General features: G+C 65.2%; 16 protein-coding genes and 1 pseudogene. 12 read left to right on the forward strand and 5 right to left on the reverse strand.

What is annotated here, in order from left to right; genetic code table 11:
- Positions 1-324: 324 nt before the first annotated feature.
- The 7 genes from WIN67_RS30510 (at position 325) to WIN67_RS30540 (ending at position 10,342) form a co-directional block, all read left to right on the forward strand.
- Positions 325-1,764 (forward strand): alanine/glycine:cation symporter family protein, encoded by a 1,440-nt coding sequence (locus WIN67_RS30510; RefSeq protein ID WP_110594185.1) that lies wholly within the window; start codon positions 325-327, stop codon positions 1,762-1,764.
- Positions 1,765-1,868: 104 nt separating this feature from the next.
- On the forward strand, positions 1,869-2,870 hold the full coding sequence (locus tag WIN67_RS30515) for an asparaginase (RefSeq protein WP_102881343.1): 1,002 nt from the start codon (positions 1,869-1,871) through the stop codon (positions 2,868-2,870).
- 151 nt (positions 2,871-3,021) lie between these two features.
- Positions 3,022-4,014, forward strand: a complete 993-nt coding sequence (locus WIN67_RS30520; RefSeq protein ID WP_170001408.1) for an AraC family transcriptional regulator — start codon at positions 3,022-3,024, stop codon at positions 4,012-4,014.
- A 71-nt stretch (positions 4,015-4,085) separates the two neighbouring features.
- Positions 4,086-6,008 carry an ankyrin repeat domain-containing protein gene (locus tag WIN67_RS30525; protein WP_422394643.1) on the forward strand — a complete coding sequence of 641 codons (1,923 nt, stop codon included), beginning with the start codon at positions 4,086-4,088 and terminating at the stop codon, positions 6,006-6,008.
- A gap of 100 nt (positions 6,009-6,108) precedes the next feature.
- On the forward strand, positions 6,109-8,034 hold the full coding sequence (locus WIN67_RS30530; RefSeq protein WP_339070437.1) for an ankyrin repeat domain-containing protein: 1,926 nt from the start codon (positions 6,109-6,111) through the stop codon (positions 8,032-8,034).
- A gap of 163 nt (positions 8,035-8,197) precedes the next feature.
- Positions 8,198-9,229: a histone deacetylase family protein gene (locus tag WIN67_RS30535; RefSeq protein ID WP_339070438.1), complete on the forward strand. Its 1,032-nt coding sequence runs from the start codon at positions 8,198-8,200 to the stop codon at positions 9,227-9,229.
- Between the two features lie 12 nt (positions 9,230-9,241).
- A complete protein-coding gene (locus tag WIN67_RS30540; protein WP_102862356.1) occupies positions 9,242-10,342 on the forward strand; it encodes a polyamine ABC transporter substrate-binding protein in 1,101 nt (366 codons plus the stop codon).
- Positions 10,343-10,446: 104 nt separating this feature from the next.
- Here the strand turns inward: WIN67_RS30540 and WIN67_RS30545 are convergent, their stop codons facing one another.
- Together WIN67_RS30545 and WIN67_RS30550 are read right to left on the reverse strand one after the other, a co-directional pair.
- The gene (locus WIN67_RS30545; protein ID WP_300246778.1) at positions 10,447-11,658 is read right to left on the reverse strand and encodes a YeeE/YedE family protein; all 1,212 of its coding nucleotides are present in this window, start codon (positions 11,656-11,658) and stop codon (positions 10,447-10,449) included.
- Positions 11,659-11,698: 40 nt separating this feature from the next.
- On the reverse strand, positions 11,699-13,249 hold the full coding sequence (locus WIN67_RS30550) for a PLP-dependent aminotransferase family protein (RefSeq protein WP_102881349.1): 1,551 nt from the start codon (positions 13,247-13,249) through the stop codon (positions 11,699-11,701).
- A gap of 102 nt (positions 13,250-13,351) precedes the next feature.
- Here WIN67_RS30550 and WIN67_RS30555 point away from each other — a divergent pair, with 102 nt between their 5' ends.
- Genes WIN67_RS30555 through WIN67_RS30565 form a run of 3 tightly spaced genes read left to right on the forward strand, consistent with a single transcriptional unit; the run spans position 13,352 to position 15,143 of the window.
- Positions 13,352-13,975, forward strand: a complete 624-nt coding sequence (locus WIN67_RS30555; RefSeq protein WP_110652470.1) for an FMN-binding negative transcriptional regulator — start codon at positions 13,352-13,354, stop codon at positions 13,973-13,975.
- A 30-nt stretch (positions 13,976-14,005) separates the two neighbouring features.
- Positions 14,006-14,452 carry a GNAT family N-acetyltransferase gene (locus tag WIN67_RS30560; RefSeq protein WP_102881351.1) on the forward strand — a complete coding sequence of 149 codons (447 nt, stop codon included), beginning with the start codon at positions 14,006-14,008 and terminating at the stop codon, positions 14,450-14,452.
- 19 nt (positions 14,453-14,471) lie between these two features.
- The gene (locus WIN67_RS30565; protein WP_102881352.1) at positions 14,472-15,143 is read left to right on the forward strand and encodes a GNAT family N-acetyltransferase; all 672 of its coding nucleotides are present in this window, start codon (positions 14,472-14,474) and stop codon (positions 15,141-15,143) included.
- Between the two features lie 185 nt (positions 15,144-15,328).
- Here the strand turns inward: WIN67_RS30565 and WIN67_RS30570 are convergent, their stop codons facing one another.
- Positions 15,329-16,228, reverse strand: coding sequence for a homocysteine S-methyltransferase family protein (locus tag WIN67_RS30570; protein ID WP_339070439.1), 900 nt, complete (start codon positions 16,226-16,228; stop codon positions 15,329-15,331).
- A 110-nt stretch (positions 16,229-16,338) separates the two neighbouring features.
- Between WIN67_RS30570 and WIN67_RS30575 the strand changes: the two genes are divergently transcribed.
- Both WIN67_RS30575 and WIN67_RS30580 read left to right on the forward strand, forming a co-directional pair.
- The gene (locus tag WIN67_RS30575) at positions 16,339-17,160 is read left to right on the forward strand and encodes an ABC transporter substrate-binding protein (RefSeq protein WP_102881355.1); all 822 of its coding nucleotides are present in this window, start codon (positions 16,339-16,341) and stop codon (positions 17,158-17,160) included.
- Positions 17,157-17,993: an amino acid ABC transporter permease gene (locus tag WIN67_RS30580; protein WP_102862364.1), complete on the forward strand. Its 837-nt coding sequence runs from the start codon at positions 17,157-17,159 to the stop codon at positions 17,991-17,993. The genes WIN67_RS30575 and WIN67_RS30580 overlap by 4 nt, the downstream gene beginning before the upstream one ends.
- An 87-nt stretch (positions 17,994-18,080) precedes the next feature.
- Here the strand turns inward: WIN67_RS30580 and WIN67_RS30585 are convergent.
- Both WIN67_RS30585 and WIN67_RS30590 read right to left on the reverse strand, forming a co-directional pair.
- Positions 18,081-18,347: pseudogene (locus tag WIN67_RS30585) on the reverse strand (helix-turn-helix domain-containing protein); the annotation flags it as partial.
- Positions 18,344-19,618 (reverse strand): type II toxin-antitoxin system HipA family toxin, encoded by a 1,275-nt coding sequence (locus tag WIN67_RS30590; RefSeq protein WP_300246844.1) that lies wholly within the window; start codon positions 19,616-19,618, stop codon positions 18,344-18,346. The pseudogene WIN67_RS30585 and the gene WIN67_RS30590, both read right to left, overlap by 4 nt.
- Between the last annotated feature and the right edge of the window lie 232 nt (positions 19,619-19,850).

The following is a 19,850-nucleotide window of genomic DNA, read 5'->3' on the forward strand; positions in this document are numbered from 1 at the left end:
GCCCCTTGGAGCCCCTGTTCGCGGGGTTTGCCGGGCAGGACCAGAACCGATTCAGCCTCCCGCCAGCACTGCCGTTCCTCGGCTCGACACGCAACATGCAGACGGCGAGCCCGCGCACCGGTATAGTGCGCCCCCTCTTCACGTGGACAGCCGTCGGTAACGAGGCTCACCCCCACGGGAAACCCGAACTAATAACAACCCGCGAAATATAGAACCGGGACGAACGCTCGCCCCACCGCCTTGCCGTGCGTGCAATCAGCGGTGTAACTGAATGTTTCCGTCCGCTCTGCTTTTGCCTACACAAAAAACAGCGAGGAATAATCCATGCTCGAAGTCATCAACGACTTCCTCTCAGGGAAAGTACTGATCGTGCTCATTGTCGGGCTCGGCAGCTACTTCACGATCCGCTCGCGTTTCGTTCAATTGCGCCATTTCCTCCATATGTTCGCGGTGTTCCGCGACAGCCTGAAAAGCAGCGGCGGCCAGCTCAGCTCGTTCCAGGCGCTGATGCTCAGCCTCGCCGGCCGGGTGGGTGCAGGCAACATCGCCGGCGTCGGCATCGCCGTGACCCTGGGTGGCCCGGGCGCGGTGTTCTGGATGTGGGTGACCGCGCTGGTCGGCATGTCCAGCAGCTTCTTCGAATGCACCCTGGCCCAGGTCTACAAGCGCGCCGACGGCGACGGCCTGTACCGTGGTGGCCCGGCCTACTACATCCAGCACGGCCTGAAGCTCAAAGGCATGGCGGTGGTGTTCTCGATCCTGCTGCTGGTCACCTACGGCTTCGCCTTCATCGGCCTGCAGTCCTACACCGTGACGCACTCGCTGCAGGACGCCTTTGCCTTCGACCCACGCCACACCGGCATCGTCCTGGCGGTGCTGCTGGCCATCACCTTCATCGGCGGCATCAAGCGCATCGCCGCGGTGTCCGACCTGCTGGTCCCGATCAAGACCCTGGCCTACATCGCCGTGACCCTGTACGTGATCGGCACCCAGATCGAACACGTGCCGGCCATGCTGGAAACCATCATCAAGAGCGCCTTCGGCCTCGACCCGGCCTTCGCTGGCCTGCTCGGCAGCGCCATCGTCATGGGCGTGAAGCGTGGCGTGTTCGCCAACGAAGCGGGCCTGGGCAGTGCGCCGAACGTGGCCGCCGTGGCCGCCGTGAAGCACCCGGGCGCCCAGGGCGTGGTCCAGGCCTTCAGCGTGTTCCTCGACACCTTCGTGATCTGCACCTGCACCGCGCTGCTGATCCTGCTGTCGGGCTTCTACACCCCGGGCTTCGAAGGCGACGGCATCGTCCTGACCCAGAACTCGCTGGCCGCCGTGGTCGGTGACTGGGGCCGCGTGTTCGTCAGTGTCGCGCTGTCGTTGTTCGTCTTCACCTGCATCCTCTACAACTACTACCTGGGCGAGAACAGCCTGCAGTTCCTCACCCGCAACCGCACTGTGTTGATGCTGTTCCGCGGCCTGGTGCTGGCGCTGGTGGTCTGGGGTTCGATGCAGAACCTCTCGACCGTGTTCGCCTTCGCCGACATCACCATGACCTGCCTGGCCTTCGTCAACCTGGTGGCCCTGGCCATGCTGTTCAAGGTCGGCCTGCGGGTGATGCGCGACTACGACGAGCAGCGCCGCGCCGGTGTCGACCAGCCGGTGTTCGACTCGCGCAAATTCGCCGATCTGGACCTGGACCTGAAGGCCTGGCCCGCGGAACCTTCGGCCGCCACCCAGGCCGAGCCGCAAGGCGTGCCCGCAGCGCAACGCTGACGGGTGAACGACGGGCGCATCCTCTGCACCCGTCGGTTACAGTGCGATAAATGTGCGAGCGGGCTTGCCCGCTCCCACAGGAACTCACCGTTTCGGAGAATCCCATGAACCCTTCGACCTACCCTGCCGCCCAGCACGTCATGGTGCTCTACACCGGTGGCACCATCGGCATGCAGGCCAGCGCCGACGGCCTGGCCCCGGCGTCCGGTTTCGACGTGCGCATGCGCGCCTACCTCGACAGCCAGCCCGAACTGGTGGTGCCGGCCTGGCGCTTTCGCGAGATGGCGCCGCTGATCGACAGCGCCAACATGACCCCCGACTACTGGCAGCGCCTGCGTGCAGCGGTGGTCGAAGCCGTGGATCAGGGTTGCGACAGCGTGCTGATCCTCCACGGCACCGACACCCTGGCCTACAGCGCCGCCGCCATGAGCTTCCAGTTGCTGGGGCTGCCAGCGCGGGTGCTGTTCACCGGCTCGATGCTGCCGGCCGGTGTGCCTGACAGCGACGCCTGGGAAAACCTCAGTGGCGCCCTGTTGGCCCTGGGCCAGGGCCTGGCACCGGGGGTGCACCTGTACTTCCACGGCGAACTGCTGGCCCCGACCCGCTGCGCGAAAATCCGCAGTTTCGGCCGGCACCCGTTCGCCGCCCTGCAACGCAATGGCGGCGGCGCAAAGGCCGAAGCGATTCCGTCGGCGCTTGATTACCGCCAGGCCAAGCAACTGGCCAAGGTCGGCGTGCTGCCGCTGTTCCCCGGCATCGGCGCCGAGCTGCTGGACGGCGTGCTCGACAGCGGCATCCAGGCCCTGGTCCTGGAGTGCTTCGGCAGCGGCACCGGGCCCAGCGACAACCCGGCGTTCCTGGCCAGTCTCAAGCGCGCACAGGAGCAAGGCATCGTCGTGGTGGCGGTGACCCAGTGCCATGAAGGCGGTGTGGAGCTGGACATCTACGAAGCCGGCAGCCGCCTGCGCGGCGTGGGCGTGCTGTCTGGTGGCGGCATGACTCGCGAAGCGGCGTTCGGCAAGCTCAATGCGCTGCTCGGTGCCGGGCTGGCCAACAGCGAAGTGCGGCGCCTGGTGGAACTGGACCTGTGCGGCGAACTGGCCTGAACACTCTGTAGGAGCCGGCTTGCCGGCGAAGGCGGTCTTGAGGGCCTCTTCGCTGGCAAGCCAGCTCCTACAACCAGCTCCGGCACCCGCAGATGCGGGGCGGCATGCAACTTGCTCCGGTTAAGGGTCTTCCCCAGGCTGGAATCTGCGCATGCTGCACTCGCACCTCACCACCCTCAATGCGGTTTCACTGGTCCTCAATACCTTCAAGGAGCAGGGCCAGGACAGCGACGCGCTGCTGGCCGGCAGCGGCATCAACCCCGCCGACCTGAGCCGCGCCGACACTCGCATCACCACCAACCAGGAGATGCTGGTGTGCGCCAATGCCGTGGCCCTGCAACGGGATATCGGCCTGGAACTGGGCCGGCGCATGCACGTTTCCTCTTACGGCATGCTCGGCTATGCCCTGCTCACCAGTGCCACCTTAGGTGACGCTTTGCGCCTGGCCATGCGCTATCCGGCGCTGATGGGAACACTTTTCGAACTGAGCCTGGAAGCCGACGGCCCGCGCATCTGGTTCACCGCCGCCGGCTACCGCGAAAGCCCGGCCCTGGCGGCGTTCAATACCGAGTTCTGCCTGGTGTCGCTGAAGGTCATCTGCGACGACTTGCTGGGCCACCCGCTGCCGCTGCTGGGGGCGCGCTTCGACTATCCGGCACCGGACTATCAACGGCGCTACCGCGAAGCCTTCGACTGTCCGCTGCAGTTCAACGCCCGCAGCAACGCCTTCGCCTTCGACCAGCAATGGCTCGAACACCCCCTGCCCCTGGCGGATGCCATCACCCACCAGGCCATGGCCGAACGCTGCCGCAAGCAGAACACCGAGTTCACCGGGCGCCAGGCCTGGCTGGGGCGCATCCGCCAGCTGCTGGCGGCGCAACTGGACGCCGCGCCGGGGCTGGAGGGGCTGGCGGAACAGATGAACTGCTCGGCCCGGACCCTGCGCCGCCATCTACGGGACCTGGGTTGCAGCTATCAGGAACTGCTGGACGAGCTGCGCTTCGAGCGGGCCAAGCAGATGCTCTGCGAAGACCAGCTGCCCATCTACCGGATTGCCGAAGCCCTGGGCTTCAGTGAAACCGCGAGCTTTCGCCATGCCTTCATCCGCTGGAGCGGTGTGGCGCCGAGCCAGTTCCGGCCCTGAGACAAACCCCGACATAAAGCTGCGGATTGCATTACATTGCCGACCTTTGAAACCGGCAAGGGACTGCAAGCTTGAACCTAATCACAGGCGCCATCGCCCGGCGCATCGGTATTCGCGGGGGGTGCCTGGCGCTGGTGCTGCTAGCCGGCCTCCCCCTCGCCCAAGCCTTCGAGCTGTCCAAAATCCGCTGGTGGGAGATGCAGAGCAGCATCCTCCTGGACGATCCGGAAACCGCCACCCTGCAACTCGAACCCTTTCCCCTGCCCGGGCTGGCCCAAGCGCCGGCACGGGTGATCCTCAGCCAATACCACGGCCTGTTCTACCTCAACGGCTATGCGGATGGTCAGTACCGGCAGCGGGTCTACAAATCGCCGCCCCTGCCGCTGTTCAACGCCCAGGAACTACAGGCCTGCGTGCCCGAGCAGCGACCCGTTGGAGCCACGGACAACTGGCCGCCGAGCAAGCAGCTGGAAGCCGCCCTGAGCCTGACCAAACTGAGTTTCGACTGCCAGAGCCCAGGCTGGGAGTTGAGCAATCGCTATCTGCTGGTGGACAGCCGCGATCCCCAGCGGCCGCTGCTGGCCATCGGTCAGCGTCAGGGCGAGGCACAGATCGACTTCACCCCGCAGCAACCGATCAGCCCCGAACTGCAGCAGCAATGGCTGCAAGCCCTGCAGAAGTACCCGAAGCTGCTGGAACCCTTTGACGCCAGCCGCGGCCAGCTGCGCGTCAAGCCCTATGCGCCGCCGCCCAGCGCGGAGCAGGTCTGGACAGAATTTCGCCAGCTGCACACGCAATTGCGCGATGCCAAAGACAAGGCTCCGGGCATCGCCCGGGTGGAAGAGTTCTTCAACCGTCATGACTTTCGCGCGATCGCCCCCGAGCGCAGTACCTACCCGGGCCTGCTCAACGACATCGCCTATTGGGCCACCGAGGCCGGCCAGTTGCAGAGCGCCCGACCGTGGCTGGCGTACGTGCTGCGTCGCGACCCAGGGCGCATGCCGACCTACCTCAATCTGGCGGACCTGGATTGGCGCCTGTACCAACAGCAGCCCGCAGACACCCGGCACCGGGGCCGGGCCATGGAGAACTATCGGCTGTATTGCGGACTGCGCCTGCAACGCCAGCTTGGGGTCCCCGCCAGGGTCACCCAGCGCCTGGGCCTTGAGGCACCCAGCGAACCGGCCTGCCAAAGCGCCTGGCCGCTGGTGACGGCGGTGGACCAGGGTGACGCGGGCGAAGTCCGGCGCCTGCTGGAGAACGGCCTGAGCGGCGACGTGATCGCCGCCGATGGGCGCCCGGCGCTGTTGCACGCCCTGGATAAACCCGACCTGGACATCGCCCGGCTGTTGCTGGCCCATGGCGCCCGTCCACAGGGTCAGTACAACGGCCGCACCCAGGTGGTCCTGGCCATGCGCCGCGACCTCAAGGACAACCCCGACCTGAACCAGGCCAAGCGCCTGAACTTCCTGCTGCAAGCCGGTGCTGCCATCGATGAGCAGGATGCCCAGGGCGGCACCGCGCTGCAGGCCATGGCCAAGGAACGCGACGACATCGAGCGCTTCAACTGGTTGCTGCAACGCCCGCAAGACCTCGACAAGCGCAGCGGGCCAGACGGCGAAACCGCACTGTTTCTGGCGCTCAAGGGCGGCAACTACGCCGCTGCCAGAGAACTGATAGAGGCCGGTGCCAACCTCAACCTGAGCTACGGCCGCGGTTTCTGCGCACAGCAGCCGGTTCGCCAAAGCCTGCTGATGATCGTCGCCGAACAGGGCTCGCCCGAGGTCATCAATCCCTGGGTCAGCCAGCAACAGAGCCTGGACATGTTCACCCTGCTGCTGGAAAAAGGCGCCGACCCCAACGTCGGCCGCTACTGCAAGAACAACGGCTACACCTGGCTGCTGGAGATCATGGCCCGGCGCAAGCGCGACGACATGCTCAAGGTGCTGCAAGGCTTTGCGCCGCCACCGCCGGCGACGGCGTTTCGCCTTTGAGGCGTGGCGCCGAACCCGCTGAGCCCCTGAAACAAAGCCCGGCACAACGGCGCCGATTGCATTACATTGCCGAGCTTTCTACCGGCAAGGGACTGCAACGTTGAAGCTATTCTCAGGCGCCATCGCCCGGCGCATCGGCATTCGCGGGCTTGGCCTGGCGCTGGCGCTGCTGGCTGGCGCACCCGCCGCCCAGGCCTTCGACCTGGACCTGGGCGCGATCAAATGGTCGGGAATGGCTCGCTACTTCGTCATCGACTACCCGGAAACCGCCACCCTGCAACTCAAGCCGTTCCCCGTGCCGGGCCGGGAGCGAGTGCCGGCGCGGATCGTCCTGAGCCAGTACCGCGGGCTGTTCTACCTCAACGCCTATCAGGACCTGAAGTACCAGCAGCGGGTCTACAAATCGCCGCCCATGGCCCTGTTCAGCCCCGAAGAACTACGGGCCTGTGCGGCCCCGGAGTATCCGGTGCCAGTCGCCGACAACTGGCCCACGAGCAATACCCTGGACACCGGCATCACCCTGACCTCGCTCGACTTCAAGTGCCAGGAGCCCAGCGATTGGCAACTCAGCCGACGCTACCTGCTGATCGACCAACGTGATCCGCAGCGCCCGCTGCTGGCGATCAGTCACCGCCGGGACCTGACCCAGATGGAGTTCACCCCGCTGCAGCCCATCAGCGAGGAAACCGGGCGGCAGTGGTTGCAGGCCCTGGAGACATTCCCGCCGTGGTTCCGCCCTTTCACCCAAGGCAGCGGGCCGATCACCGTCAACGCCTTTGTGCCAGCGCCAGCCTCGAACCCGGACAGCATCTGGAAAGCGTTCCGCGCGCTGCACGAACAACTGCGCACCGCCAAGGACAAGCAACCGGGCATCAACCGGGTGGAGGACTTCTTCGTCACCCATGACTTTCGCAGCATCGCCACCGAGCGCCGTGAATACGCCGGCCTGCTCAACGACATCGCCTACTGGACCAGCGAAGCCGGGCACCTGAGGACCGCCCGCCCCTGGCTCAAGGAAGTGCTGCGCCGCGACCCCGGACGCATGCCGACCTACCTCAACCTGGCGGACCTGGACTGGGCGATCTACCAACAACGCACGCAGGACAACATCCACCAGGGCCGGGCCATCGAGGGTTACCGGGTGTATTGCGGCCTGCGCCTGAAGCGCCAGATGAGCATCCCGCCCCGGGTCCTGCAGCGCTTGGGCCTGAACGCCGCCAACCCCCGGGACTGCCAGGCCTTCTGGCCGCTGGTGGACGCGGTGGATGCCGGCGACCTGGCCGAAGTGCAGCGCCTGCTGGCCAGTGGCATCAGCGGCGAGGTCATGGCCGACGATGGTCGCAACGCCTTGCTGCACGCCCTGGACGCCCCGCGCCTGGACATCGCCCGGCTGCTGCTGGAGCACGGCGCCCACACCAGCGGCCTGTACAACTGGACCACCCTGGCGACCCTGGCCATGCGCCGCGACCTGGGCGACAGCCCCGACCTGAGCCAGGGCGGGCGCCTGAAGTTCCTCATCGACGCTGGCGTCGCCGTCGACGAGCCGGACAGCCAGGGCCAGACGCCCCTGATGCAGATGGCCGAGAACAAGCGCAGCCTGCAAGGCTTCACTTGGCTGCTGCAACACCCGCAAAACCTCGACCGGCGCAGAACCGACGATGGTGAAACCGCGCTGTATCGGGCGTTCTCGGGCAACAACTACGAGGCCGTGCGACAACTGATAGCCGCTGGTGCCAACCTCAACCTGAGCTACGGCCGTGGCACCTGCTACAACCAGCCCGTCGGCGAGAGCCTGCTGACCCTGGTGGCCGACAAGACCTCCGCGGACGACAAGGCGCCCTACGTCAGCCAACGGGACACCCTGGACCTGTTCACCCTGCTGCTGGAAAAAGGCGCCGATCCCAATGTCGGCCAGCACTGCGAGAAAAAGGGCTACGCGCTGTTGCTGGAAGCCATCGCCCGGAAAAAACGCGAGGACATGCTCAAGGTGCTGCAGCGTTTCGTTCCCACCCCGCCCGCCAGTTGAACCGGACGGCGCCCCGCAACGGGGCGCCCTGCCTCTTTAAGGGGCGAATTTCGGTCAAACACTTTGGCCAGATCAATCCCCTTTTGGCCGCTCCTGCCGTTCTCCGAAACCCCGCGCCCCGCAAGACTGTGATCCACCGAATCAGCCTGCGGAGAACAAGAAAATGCTGACGATCTACTCGGACGATCACCACCTGCACCACGGCCGTTGTGAACTTATCGACGGGCAATTGATGCCCTGCTTTGAAATGCCTTCCCGGGCCGACCATGTGCTGGACCGGGTGAAGTACCGCAACCTTGGCCCGGTAGAGGCGCCCAAGGACTTCGGCCTGGGGCCCATCGAACGCATCCACAGCCGGGCCTACCTGGACTTCTTCAAAGGCGCCTGGGAGCGCTGGGCGGCACAGGGCATCGACGGCGACCTGCTGCCCTACACCTGGCCGGCGCGCACCCTGCGCAGCGTGATTCCCACCAGCCTCCATGGCCAGCTCGGCTACTACAGCTTCGACGGCGGCGCGCCGATCACCGCCGGCACCTGGCAGGCGGCCTACAGCGCAGCGCAAGTGGCCCTCACCGCCCAGGCGGTGATCCAGCGCGGTGCCCGCAGCGCCTTTGCCCTGTGCCGGCCACCAGGACACCACGCCGCCAGCGACCTGATGGGCGGCTACTGCTACCTGAACAACGCGGCCATCGCCGCCCAGGCCTTCCTCGACCAGGGCCACAAGAAAGTCGCGATCCTCGATGTCGACTACCACCACGGCAACGGCACCCAGTCGATCTTCTACGCGCGCAGCGACGTGCTCTTCACCTCGATCCACGGCCACCCGGAAGCCGAGTTCCCGTTCTTCCTGGGCTATGCCGACGAAAGCGGCGAAGGCGCCGGGGAAGGCTTCAACTTCAACTACCCGCTGGCTGCCGGCAGCGGCTGGGATGTGTGGAGCGCAGCCCTGGAGCAGGCCTGCAACGAGATCCACAGCTATGACGCCGACATCATCGTGGTGTCCCTGGGCGTGGACACTTTCAAGGACGACCCGATCTCGCAATTCAAACTCGACAGCCCGGATTACCTGGCCATGGGCAAGCGCATCGCCGCCCTCGGCAAGCCGACGCTGTTCGTCATGGAAGGCGGTTACGCGGTAGAGGAAATCGGCATCAACGCCGTGAACGTTCTCGAAGGTTTTCAAAGCGCCCAGTGAGGGACTCGCATCATGCAAAGACTCAAACGCTTAATGGTTCCCGCCCTGTGCGCCAGCCTGCTGGGCACCGCCGCCCACGCCGAGGAGCGCACGCTGCGGGTGTACAACTGGTTCGACTACATCACCCCCAAGGCCCTGGAAGATTTCAAGGCGCAGAACAGCCAGGTGAAGCTGGTCTACGACATCTTCGACACCAACGAAGCCCTGGAAGCCAAGCTGCTGACCGGCAACTCCGGGTATGACGTGGTGGTGCCGTCCAACGTGTTCCTGGCCAAGCAGATCGAGGCCGGGGTGTTCCAGCCCCTGGACCGCAGCAAGCTGCCCAACTGGAACCACCTGGATCCCAAGCTGATGAAGCTGATCGAGGCCAACGACCCGGGCAACCAGTTCGCCGTGCCCTACATGTACGGCACCATCCTGATCGGCTTCAACCCGGACAAGGTCAAGGCCGCCCTGGGCGACAAGGCGCCGGTGGACAGTTGGGACCTGATCTTCAAGGAAGAGAACATCAGCAAACTCAAGCAGTGCGGCGTGGCCCTGCTGGATTCGCCTTCGGAAATCCTGCCCCTGGCCCTGCAACACCTGGGCCTGGACCCCAACAGCAAGAAGCCGGCGGACTACGAGAAGGCTGAGGCGCTGCTGATGAAGATCCGGCCGTACATCACCTACTTCCACTCGTCCAAGTACATGGCCGACATCGCCAATGGCGATATCTGCGTGGCGGTGGGCTACTCGGGGAGCTTTTCCCAGGCCGCCAACCGCGCCAAGGAAGCCAAGAACGGCGTGACCGTGGACATGCGTCTGCCCAAGGAAGGCGCGCCGATCTGGTTCGACATGCTGGCGGTCCCTAAAGGCGCCAAGAACCCGGAAGATGCCTACACCTTCATCAACTACCTGCTGCAACCTCAGGTGATCGCCCCGGTCAGCGACTTTGTCGGTTACCCCAACCCGAACAAGGACGCCACCGGACTGGTGGACCCTTCGATCCGCAACAACCCCAACCTGTATCCGACGGAAGCGGCGATGAGCACCCTGTACACCCTGCAACCGCTGCCCCGTGATGCAGAGCGGGCGCGGACCCGGGCCTGGACCAAGATCAAGTCCGGGACCTGATCCGGCGCAAGCACACGGGCGGTGTTCGGGCGGGCGGGGGACGCGGTGGGTGACGAACCGCGTCGCCGCTGTTCGCCGGCAAGCCGGCTCCTACACAGTGGCGGTTAGCAGCCCGTGAGGCCTTGGGACGTGCGCTCTTCGGCGAAGAACCAGGGGCGCAGGCGTACGCCGACGCCGTTGCCGATAAAGGCCGCCACCAGCCACAGCCAGCCATGCAGGCTGCCGGAGGCGATGCCGCTGAAGTAGGCGCCGATGTTGCAGCCGTAGGCCAGGCGTGAGCCGTAGCCCAGCAGCAGCCCGCCAATCACCGCCGCCACCAGGGAACGGGTGGGGATTCTCAGGTTGGGGGCAAAACGTCCCGCCAGTCCCGCTGCCAGCAAGGCCCCCAGGACGATGCCGATGTCCATGACGCTGGTGATGTCCTGCCACACCGGGGCGGCCAGGGCCTTGGCGTTCGCCGCGCCCTGCCAGAACACCCAACTGCCCACGTCTACGCCCAAGCCACTGGCGACTTTCGCGCCCCACAGGGCAAAGGCCGAGGTGATGCCCCATGGCCGCCCCGCCAGGGCCAGGGTGGCGAAGTTGAGCAACGCCAGGGCCACCGCGCCCCAGACCAGCGGCCAGGGACCGCGCAACAGTCGGCGCCAGCCCTGGTGCTGGCTGGCGACCGGGGCTTCAAGGCTGCCGTAGCGGCGTTTTTCCAGGGTCTGGGTGAGCAAGGCGATCAGCGCGAACAGGCACAGGCTCAAGCCCAAGGCCGGGCCGACGCCGAAGCTCTGGACGATGGAGATCGGTGGCAGCGACGGCAAGGCAAACCACCAGTCCACATGATGGGTGGCAATCAGCGAGCCGCAGATGAAGAACGCCAGGGTCACCAGCATCCGCGCATTGCCGCCGCCGACGGTGAACAGGGTGCCCGAGGCGCAACCGCCCCCCAGTTGCATGCCGATGCCGAAAATGAAGGCACCGAAGATCACCGACACCCCGGCCGGCGCCACCAGCCCCACCACCGGCTGGCCGAACAGGCTGCCCGCCCCCAGCGCTGGGAAGAACAGCAACACCGCCAGGGCCAGCATGACCATCTGCGCCCGCAGGCCAGCACCGCGCCGATCACGGATAAACACCCGCCAGGCCGAGGTGAAACCGAAGGCGGCGTGGTACAGGGTGAGCCCCAGGGCGGCACCCAGCAGCAACAGCAGCACCTGTCGCGCACCCACCTGGGTCTGCAGGAACAGGGCGCCGGCCACCAGTAGCAGCAAGGCGAACAGGGGGGCGCCGAACATGCGTTGCGGGGCCACGGGGAGGGTCTGGCTCATGAGGCTTCTCGGGCAGGGAAATGGCCGCGAGTATAACCCGTCAGACCCGCCAGGCCTGGCGCAGGCGGCCCAGGGCGGCCTGGATATCGGCCTCAGGCACCGCGGCGAAGCCCAGCACCAGCCCAGCCCGTTGGTCCTCGGGCAACAGGGTTTCCGGTAACCAATAAGTGCTCAAGCCGTTAACCTCGACATCGACGCTGGCCGCCTGCTCCAGCAGTTGCTGCTCCCGGGCCAGGCTGTCCACGCGCACTGTCAGGTGCAACCCGGCGGCCACCGTGGGCAGCGGTCCGACGCCTGGGATCGCCTCGGGCCAGCCGGCGAGCAAGGTATTGCGCCGGCTCAGGGCGGCCCGGCGCATGCGCCGGATATGCCGCTGGAAATGCCCGGCGGCCATGAACTCGGCCATCACCGCCTGGGTGCTGACCTCGGAGTGGCGCACGTCCACCGCCCGGCGCTGGGCGAAGGCCTGCACCAGATTCGGCGGCAGCACCAGGTAACCCAGGCGCAAGGCCGGGAACGCCACCTTGCCGAAGGTGCCGACGTAGATCACCCGGCCCTGCCGGTCCAGCGCCGCCAGGGGGGCCAGGGGCGCGCCGCTGTAGCGGTACTCGCCGTCGTAGTCGTCCTCGACGATCCAGCCGCCGCTGCGCTCGGCCCAGGCCAGCAGCTCCAGGCGCCGGGCCAGGCTCATGATCACCCCGGTGGGGTACTGGTGGGACGGGGTGACATAGGCCAGGCGGCAGTTGGGCAACTGCTCCAGCTGACGGCAGTCGATGCCCTCCTGATCCACCGCCACGCCCTGCAACTGTGCCCCGGCTACGGCGAAGGCGTGACCGGCCGCCCGATAGCCGGGGTTTTCCACAGCCACGCTGTCGCCGGGCTCCACCAGCAGCTGTGCACAAAGGCTGATGCCCTGTTGCGCGCCACTGGTGATCACAATTTGTTCAGCGCTGCATTGCAGCCCACGGGCACTGCGCAGGTAAGCGGCGATCAGGCTGCGCAGTCGCGAATCGCCAGCGGAATCGCCGTAGCACAGCTGACGCAGGTCCGGCCTGCGCCAGAAAGCCGCATTCAGCTTGGCCCAGACCTCGAACGGGAACAGATCGAAAGCCGGCACGCCGACCCGAAAAGCCCGCGGCGGGCCACTGGGTGGCGTGCTCAGATGGTGCTTTTGCAGGCGCTGCACACCACTGCTGTGGATAACTTTACTGGATGCATCACCAGTTATTTCGGTCGATTTTGTGGATAACCCTGTGGGTAAGCCTGTTGACAACCCTGTGGATACTTTTGTGGATAGTTTTTTGATGGGTAAGCGGGTTTCTGGCAATTGGGCCACGTAGGTGCCATCGCCGACCCGGCCTTCGATAAAACCCTCGGCATACAGCTGGTCATAGGCGCGCACCACGCTGTTGCGGGAAATCCCCAATGCCGCCGCCAGATCACGGCTGGCCGGCAAGCGCGTGCCGCTGGCCAGGCGCCCGTCCAGCACCCGCAGGCGCAGGGCCTGGTACAGCTGGCGGCTGAGGCCCTGGCGGCGATCCAGCTCGATCCCGGCAGGGTTGAAAGACAGCGGAGGCAAAGCACTGTTCATCGAGGCGCCCCAGGGATTGGACCCACAAAATAGACCAAAGATGGCTCTTACAACGAACCATTAGCCTGCCTAGGATGCAGCCACTCGCCAAGGATTTTTTCCATGTACCTACCGCGCGCTTTCGTCGATGAAGACCTCCCCCGCCTGCAAGGCGTGATCCAGCACAGCCGCCTGGCGACCCTGGTGACCTGGGGCGCCCTGGGCCTGCAGGCTAGCCACGTGCCGCTGCTGCTGGACCCCGAACAGGGGGCCAATGGCACCCTCTACGGACACTTGGCCAAGGCCAACCCACAGTGCACCGAGCTCGCCAGTGGCGCCGAAGCGTTGCTGATCTTCATGGGCGAGGATGCCTATATCAGTCCTTCGTTCTATCCGAGCAAGGCCGAACACGGCAAAGTGGTGCCCACCTGGAACTACGTGGCGGTGCACGCCTATGGCCAGCCGGAGGTCTTCACCGACCCGCAGCGGCTGCTGCAGGTGGTCGAGGGCCTGACCGAGCGTCACGAGGCCGGTCGCCCGCAACCGTGGAAGGTGGCCGATGCCCCGGCCGACTACATCGACGGCATGCTCAAAGCGATTGTCGGTTTCGCCCTGCCGATCCAGCGCCTGGAGGGCAAGCGCAAGCTCAGCCAGAACCGCAATGCCGAAGATATTGCCGGGGTCCGCGACGGTCTGGCGGCCAGCGCCGACCCGCGTGACCAACACCTGTCGCAACTGATGGGCTGAGTGCCCGCCCAGAACAATAAAGGAGCTTTCATGAGCCAGATCCAGATCCGCCCGGTGACCACCGCCGACCACGCCGCCTGGCTGCCGTTGTGGCAGGCCTACCTGCGCTTCTACGAAACCGAACTGGCGGACGCCGTGACCCAGAGCACCTGGCAGCGCTTCCTTGATGCCCGCGAACCGACCCACGCGGCCCTGGCCTGGGACGGCGAGCGCGCCGTGGGCCTGGTGCATTTCATCTACCACCGCTCCAACTGGAGCATCGAGAATTCCTGCTACCTGCAAGACCTGCTGGTGACCCCGGACCAGCGCGGCACCGGCGTCGGCCGGCAGCTGATCGAGTTCGTCTACGCCCAGGCGAAACAGGACGGCTGCGCCAAGGTGCATTGGCTGACCCACGAAACCAATGCCACGGCCATCCAGCTCTACGAGCGCATCGCCGAGCGCCCGGGCTTTATCCAGTTCCGCAAACCCCTCTGAACCCGCAAGGAGCCACTGCATGTCGATTTCTCTCGCCGATTGGAAAGGCGTCCCCGCCCCTTCGGCCACCCTGCTTGAAGGGCGTTTCATCCGTTTGGAAAGGCTCGACCCGGTGCGCCATGGCGATGAGCTGTTCCAGGTGCTGCAAGGCCCCGGCGCCGACCCCGTGCTGTGGAACTACCTGCCTTATGGCCCCTTCCCCGAGCGTGCGGCGTTCGATGCCTGGCTCGGTAACCACGCCCTTGCCAGTGACCCGTATTTCTTCACCGTGATCGACCGCGCCAGTGGCCAGGCCCAGGGCCTGATCAGCCTGATGTCCATCGTCCCGGCCCAGGGCCGCATCGAGATCGGCCACGTCACTTTCGGCGCACCGATGCAGCGCTCGCCCAAGAGCACCGAGGCGGTGTACCTGCTGGCCAAGGAAGCTTTCGCCCTGGGCTACCGGCGCCTGGAATGGAAGTGCAACAACGCCAATGCCCGCTCGCGCTACGCCGCCGAGCGTTTGGGTTTCAGCTTCGAGGGGGTGTTCCGCCAGCACATGGTGGCCAAGGGACAGAACCGCGATACCGCGTGGTTCTCGATCCTAGACGGGGAATGGCCGGTGATTGCCAAGGGTTTCGAGCAATGGCTCAGCGATGAGAACCAGAGCGGCGCGGGGCAGCTCAAGTCGCTGGCGGAGTGTCGCGGGTAACCGTGGTTTTCGCCGGCAAGCCGGCGCCTACAAGGGAGCGGTGAACCCGGCCTGGCAGAAGACCTGTAGCCGCTGCCGCAGGCTGCGACCGGGCTGGGCGGCACTCCGACGCAGCGTGCGCCGCCGTTGAAGGCCGCGGAAGGTCCTGCGGACCTTGGCGCAGCCTGCGGCAGCGGCTACAGGGGTCAGCCCAGGTTCTGCGCCAATACCGCAATATGCTCAGGCCCAATGCCGCAGCAACCGCCGACATGGCTGGCACCGCGCTGGTGCCAGTCCGCCACCCATTGCAGATAACCCGGCGGGTCCAGGTCTTCCCGCAGGGGGCACAGGCCGTCGTTGGCGGTGGCATCCTCGGGCTGCGGCGGGAAGGCGTTGGCGTACACGCCGATATGGATCTGCACCCCCAGGCGCTCGAAGGTCTCGCGAGCGGCATCCACCGCCGCACCAATCACTTCCGGCTGGCTGCAGTTGAACAGCAGGGTCTGCACGCCCAACTGCGCCGCCACCGCCGCCGCTTCAGCCACCGGCTCGCCGGAACGCAGGCGCGGCACTTCATCGACCTCTTCGTCCTTGAGGGTGAAGGACAGCCAGAACGGCTTGCCGTCCTTGGGCAGTCCGGCGTGGATGGCCCGTGCCTCGGCGATCGAGCTTTGGGTTTCTGCGAGCCACAGGTCCACGAAAGGCGCCAGCCCTTTAACCAGCGGGCTCAGCACTTCCTCGACCCGGGACGCATCGAACAGGTCCGGGCGATAGGAACCGAACAGCGGCGGCAACGAACCCGCCACCCGCACCGGCTTGCCGGAGGCCTCTACTGCGCGGCGCGCCAGCTCACCGGCCAGGGCCGCCAGGGCCTGGCCTTCGGCGGCAAAACGTTCTTCACCGATGTGGAAAGGCACCACGGCGTAGCTGTTGCTGGTGATCACGTTGGAACCGCTGGCGATATAGGCCGCATGCACCGCCTCCACCGCCTGGGGGTCCTCGCTCAACGCCAGGGCTGACCACTCGGGCTGCCGGAACGGCGCACCACGGCGCTGCAACTCACGACCCATACCGCCATCCAGAATTACCGTGCTACCTGCGCCCATATGCTTTTTACTCATATGCTTATGAAAATAACTCACTACCGGAGTCGTTCTTATAACTATTAAATACGCACCATTCGGTTAATAACAACTCTTTTTCAGTCAGGATTCCGATGAATTTCAAACCGCTGCTGGCCCTCGGCCTGACCCTGCTTACCGCCTCTTCCCAAGCCTTCGCCGGCGCCACCCTGGAGCGTATCGAGCAGAAAAAGGAGCTGGTCGGAGTGCTGATGGAAAGCTACCCGCCCTTCTCGTTCCTCAATGACCAGAACCAGCTGGACGGCTTCGATGTCGACGTGGCCAAGGCCGTGGCCGACAAGCTCGGCGTCAAGCTGCGCCTGGAAACACCGTCCTGGGATGTGATCGCCGCGGGACGCTGGAGCGGACGCTACGACATCTGCATCTGCTCCATGACCCCGAGCAAGGCCCGCGCCGAAGTCTTCGACTTCCCGGTGCAGTACTACGCCTCGCCGGCGGTGATTGTGGTCAATGCCAAGGATGATCGTATCCACAGCGCCAAGGACCTGAGCGACAAGAAGGTCGGCCTGACCGCCGCCTCCAGCTACGAGAGCTACCTGAACAAGAATCTGGTGATCGAAGGCGCTGAAGACACCCACCTGCAGTATCCCTTCGAGAACGTACAGATCGCCCCCTACGACACCGACAACGTGGCCTTCCAGGACCTCGGCCTGGGCCCGGGCGTGCGTCTGGATGCGATCCTCACCAACCTGGTCACCGCCCAGCCGCGGCTGACCCAGGATGCGCGCTTCAAGCTGGCCGGCGAGGCGCTGTACGCCGAGCCCAACTCGGTGGCCATCGAGAAAGGCGATGCCCAGTGGAACGCCAAGGTGCGTGAAGTCTTCGCCCAGTTGAAGCAGGACGGCACCCTGAGCAAGCTGTCGCAGAAATGGATCGGCGCCGATATCAGCCAATGACTGCCTACACGCCACCGCCTCAGCCACCGCAACCGGTGGCTGAACCGCTGCTCAAGCGTCTGCTGGGCTTTCGCACTCGTCTGTACCTGACCTGGGCGGCGCTGCTGGTGCTGTTCGCCAGCTTCTTCCTGAGCTTCGATCTGAAGTTCTCGATCATCCTCGACAAGCTGCCGAACCTGCTGGGCCTGCACCTGTCCCCCAGCGGCTTTCTCCAGGGCGCGGCGCTGACCCTGTTCCTCTGCGCCTGCTCCATCGTCGCCTCGTCGCTGCTGGGCTTTGTCACCGCCCTGGCGCGCCTGTCTTCCAGCGCCGTGGCCTTCGGCATCGCCAGCTTCTATGCCTCGTTCTTTCGCGGCACGCCGCTGCTGATCCAGATCCTGCTGATCTACCTCGGCCTGCCGCAACTGGGGGTGGTGCCGGGCGCCATTACCGCCGGGATCATCGCCCTGTCGCTGAACTACGGCGCCTACCTCAGCGAGATTTTCCGTGCCGGCATCCTGGGCGTGCCCCACGGCCAACGCCAGGCGGCCCTGGCCCTGGGCATGAGCGACAGCGTGATCTTCTGGCAGGTGACCCTGCCCCAGGCCATGCGCACCATCATTCCGCCGGCCACCAACCAGTTCATCTCGATGCTCAAGGACTCGTCGCTGATCTCGGTGATGGGGGTCTGGGAAGTGATGTTCCTGGCCCAGTCCTACGGCCGCTCCAGCTACCGCTACATTGAAATGCTCAGCACCGCGGCGCTGATCTACTGGCTGCTGTCCATCGGCCTGGAACTGATCCAGGCACGGATGGAAAAGCATTACGGCAAGGGCTACGCCAAACGCGGCTAAGGCTCAGGCAAGCGTCGAAGGCCCGGGAATACCCGGGCTTCTTGCCGAGCGCTCAAGTTCATCGAGCAGCGAACGGGCGCGGCTGGTCTTCTGCACCTTCACCACCCCCATCTGCAAGCCGAACGGCTTGAACACCGCATTCAATGACTTGAGGGTCGGGTTGCCGTCACCGTGTTCGATATGGATCAGGGTGCGCAGGGAAATCCGGCACATACGGGCAAACTGGCTCTGATGCAGCCCCGTGACTTCAGTGCGCAGGCGCTTGACCGCGTCGCCAAGCGACAAGCGACCGCCCGCCAGCTCCTGCTGGATGTGGTCGATCAAGGCCCCGCGTTCTTCCAGCGTCATGCTCATCGCAATCCCCACTCCTGCAGGCGTCGGTCCAGGTGGCGCAGGTGAATGCGCGGATGATTGAAGGTGGCTTCGGGCAGGCCGCCGGCACTCAACAGGTCCGGCAGGGCCCGCAGGTGTTCGGCATCTGCGCGCAGGCGCGTCAGGGCGGCCTCGGGATCGAGCAGCGGCTTGAGGCTGGCACAGACCAGGCGCCAGTCGACGTCGCCGGCTACTTCCATGCGTCCGGGCCATTTGGTGGTGCGGGCAATCCCCTGGTCATCCATGACCTTGGGCGCCAGGTCATGAATCGGGGCCAGGCGCACCTCTGTATCCGTGCGAACCACCGCAAGCGTGCGGCCATGATTGTCGGTGTTGCCGAGGATCCTGTTGAGCAGGTCGCGCCGCAGGTAGTCCGCCACCAGTTCAGGGATCGACGCCTCCTGGCCGGTGGCGCGCCACAGTTCAGCGAGAATCCCCAGGACCTCGGTATGGCGCATGCCCTGGCCATGCCCCACCAGCCCGGCCAGGGAATAGATCGACTCCACCGCCAGACGCTCGACTCCGGCGGGCGTTAGCCGACGGTCAAAACGCTGCATCCACAGGCTTGGCCGCCGCCCCTCTTCCAGCGCCAGCCCAGGCGCCGGGAACGTCTCGATACCCAGCTGCTGCAGCGCCCGGTAGTAATGGAACTCGCTTCTGAGGATGTCGCAGGCATTCGGCGAAGCCGGGTGACGGGGGAACTTCACCCACCAGTGACGCGCTGCACAAGCGTCATCGAGCAGCGCATCGGGGTACAACAAGCCCTCGCGGTTTTCTGTCAGCAACAGCTTGGGCGCTTCGTCGCCGATGCTCGCCGTGCCACCAAAAGCCGCCGCCTGCTCATGGGCGTATTCAAGAAAACGGTTATCCAGGGTCACCACCTGTTCCCGGGTGAAGCCCAGGGCCGGACGCCTGTGCAACCCTGCCAGGGATTCCTTGATCCGCAGATGGCCAATGGGCGCCGCAGTGCTTCGGGCCAGGAGGAACAACTCGCTGCCCATGCCATCGGGTCGCTCATGGCCGATCTGGCGGAGCAAAAAGCTGCGTGCCGCCGGCGTGGCGACCAGGTCATAAAGAAAGGCCGGAGCCCGGTCCTCTCGCCAGGGCTCCCACCCCAGAGGTATCTGGGCACTGACCGAACGGCCCAACGGGCTGGCAACAGCGTCCAGGTTGTCCACCAGATACTGCGGGACATAACCAAAGCTGCAAGGGCTGGCAAAGCCCTCTTCAGGGTTGTCGAAACTCAGGGTCATGGCATCGGCCCACGCCCCTGCGCCGTAGAGCTGCAACGTCAGCCGGAGCATTGGGGTACCTGTCATTTGCTGCACTTCAAGAGACGCTCCGCTTCAATCATCCGTGCATTGTATTGCAGTTTTTCCAAGCCAATATGCCTATAAGTGCATCAAAATGCATTTCAATAAAATATTCCTCCCATAAAATGCATTAAAAGACACTTCAGAAAAGCAAAAAAAAGGGGAGCCGTAG

This window comes from Pseudomonas idahonensis, assembly GCF_037903935.1.
Lineage (GTDB): Bacteria > Pseudomonadota > Gammaproteobacteria > Pseudomonadales > Pseudomonadaceae > Aquipseudomonas > Aquipseudomonas danubii.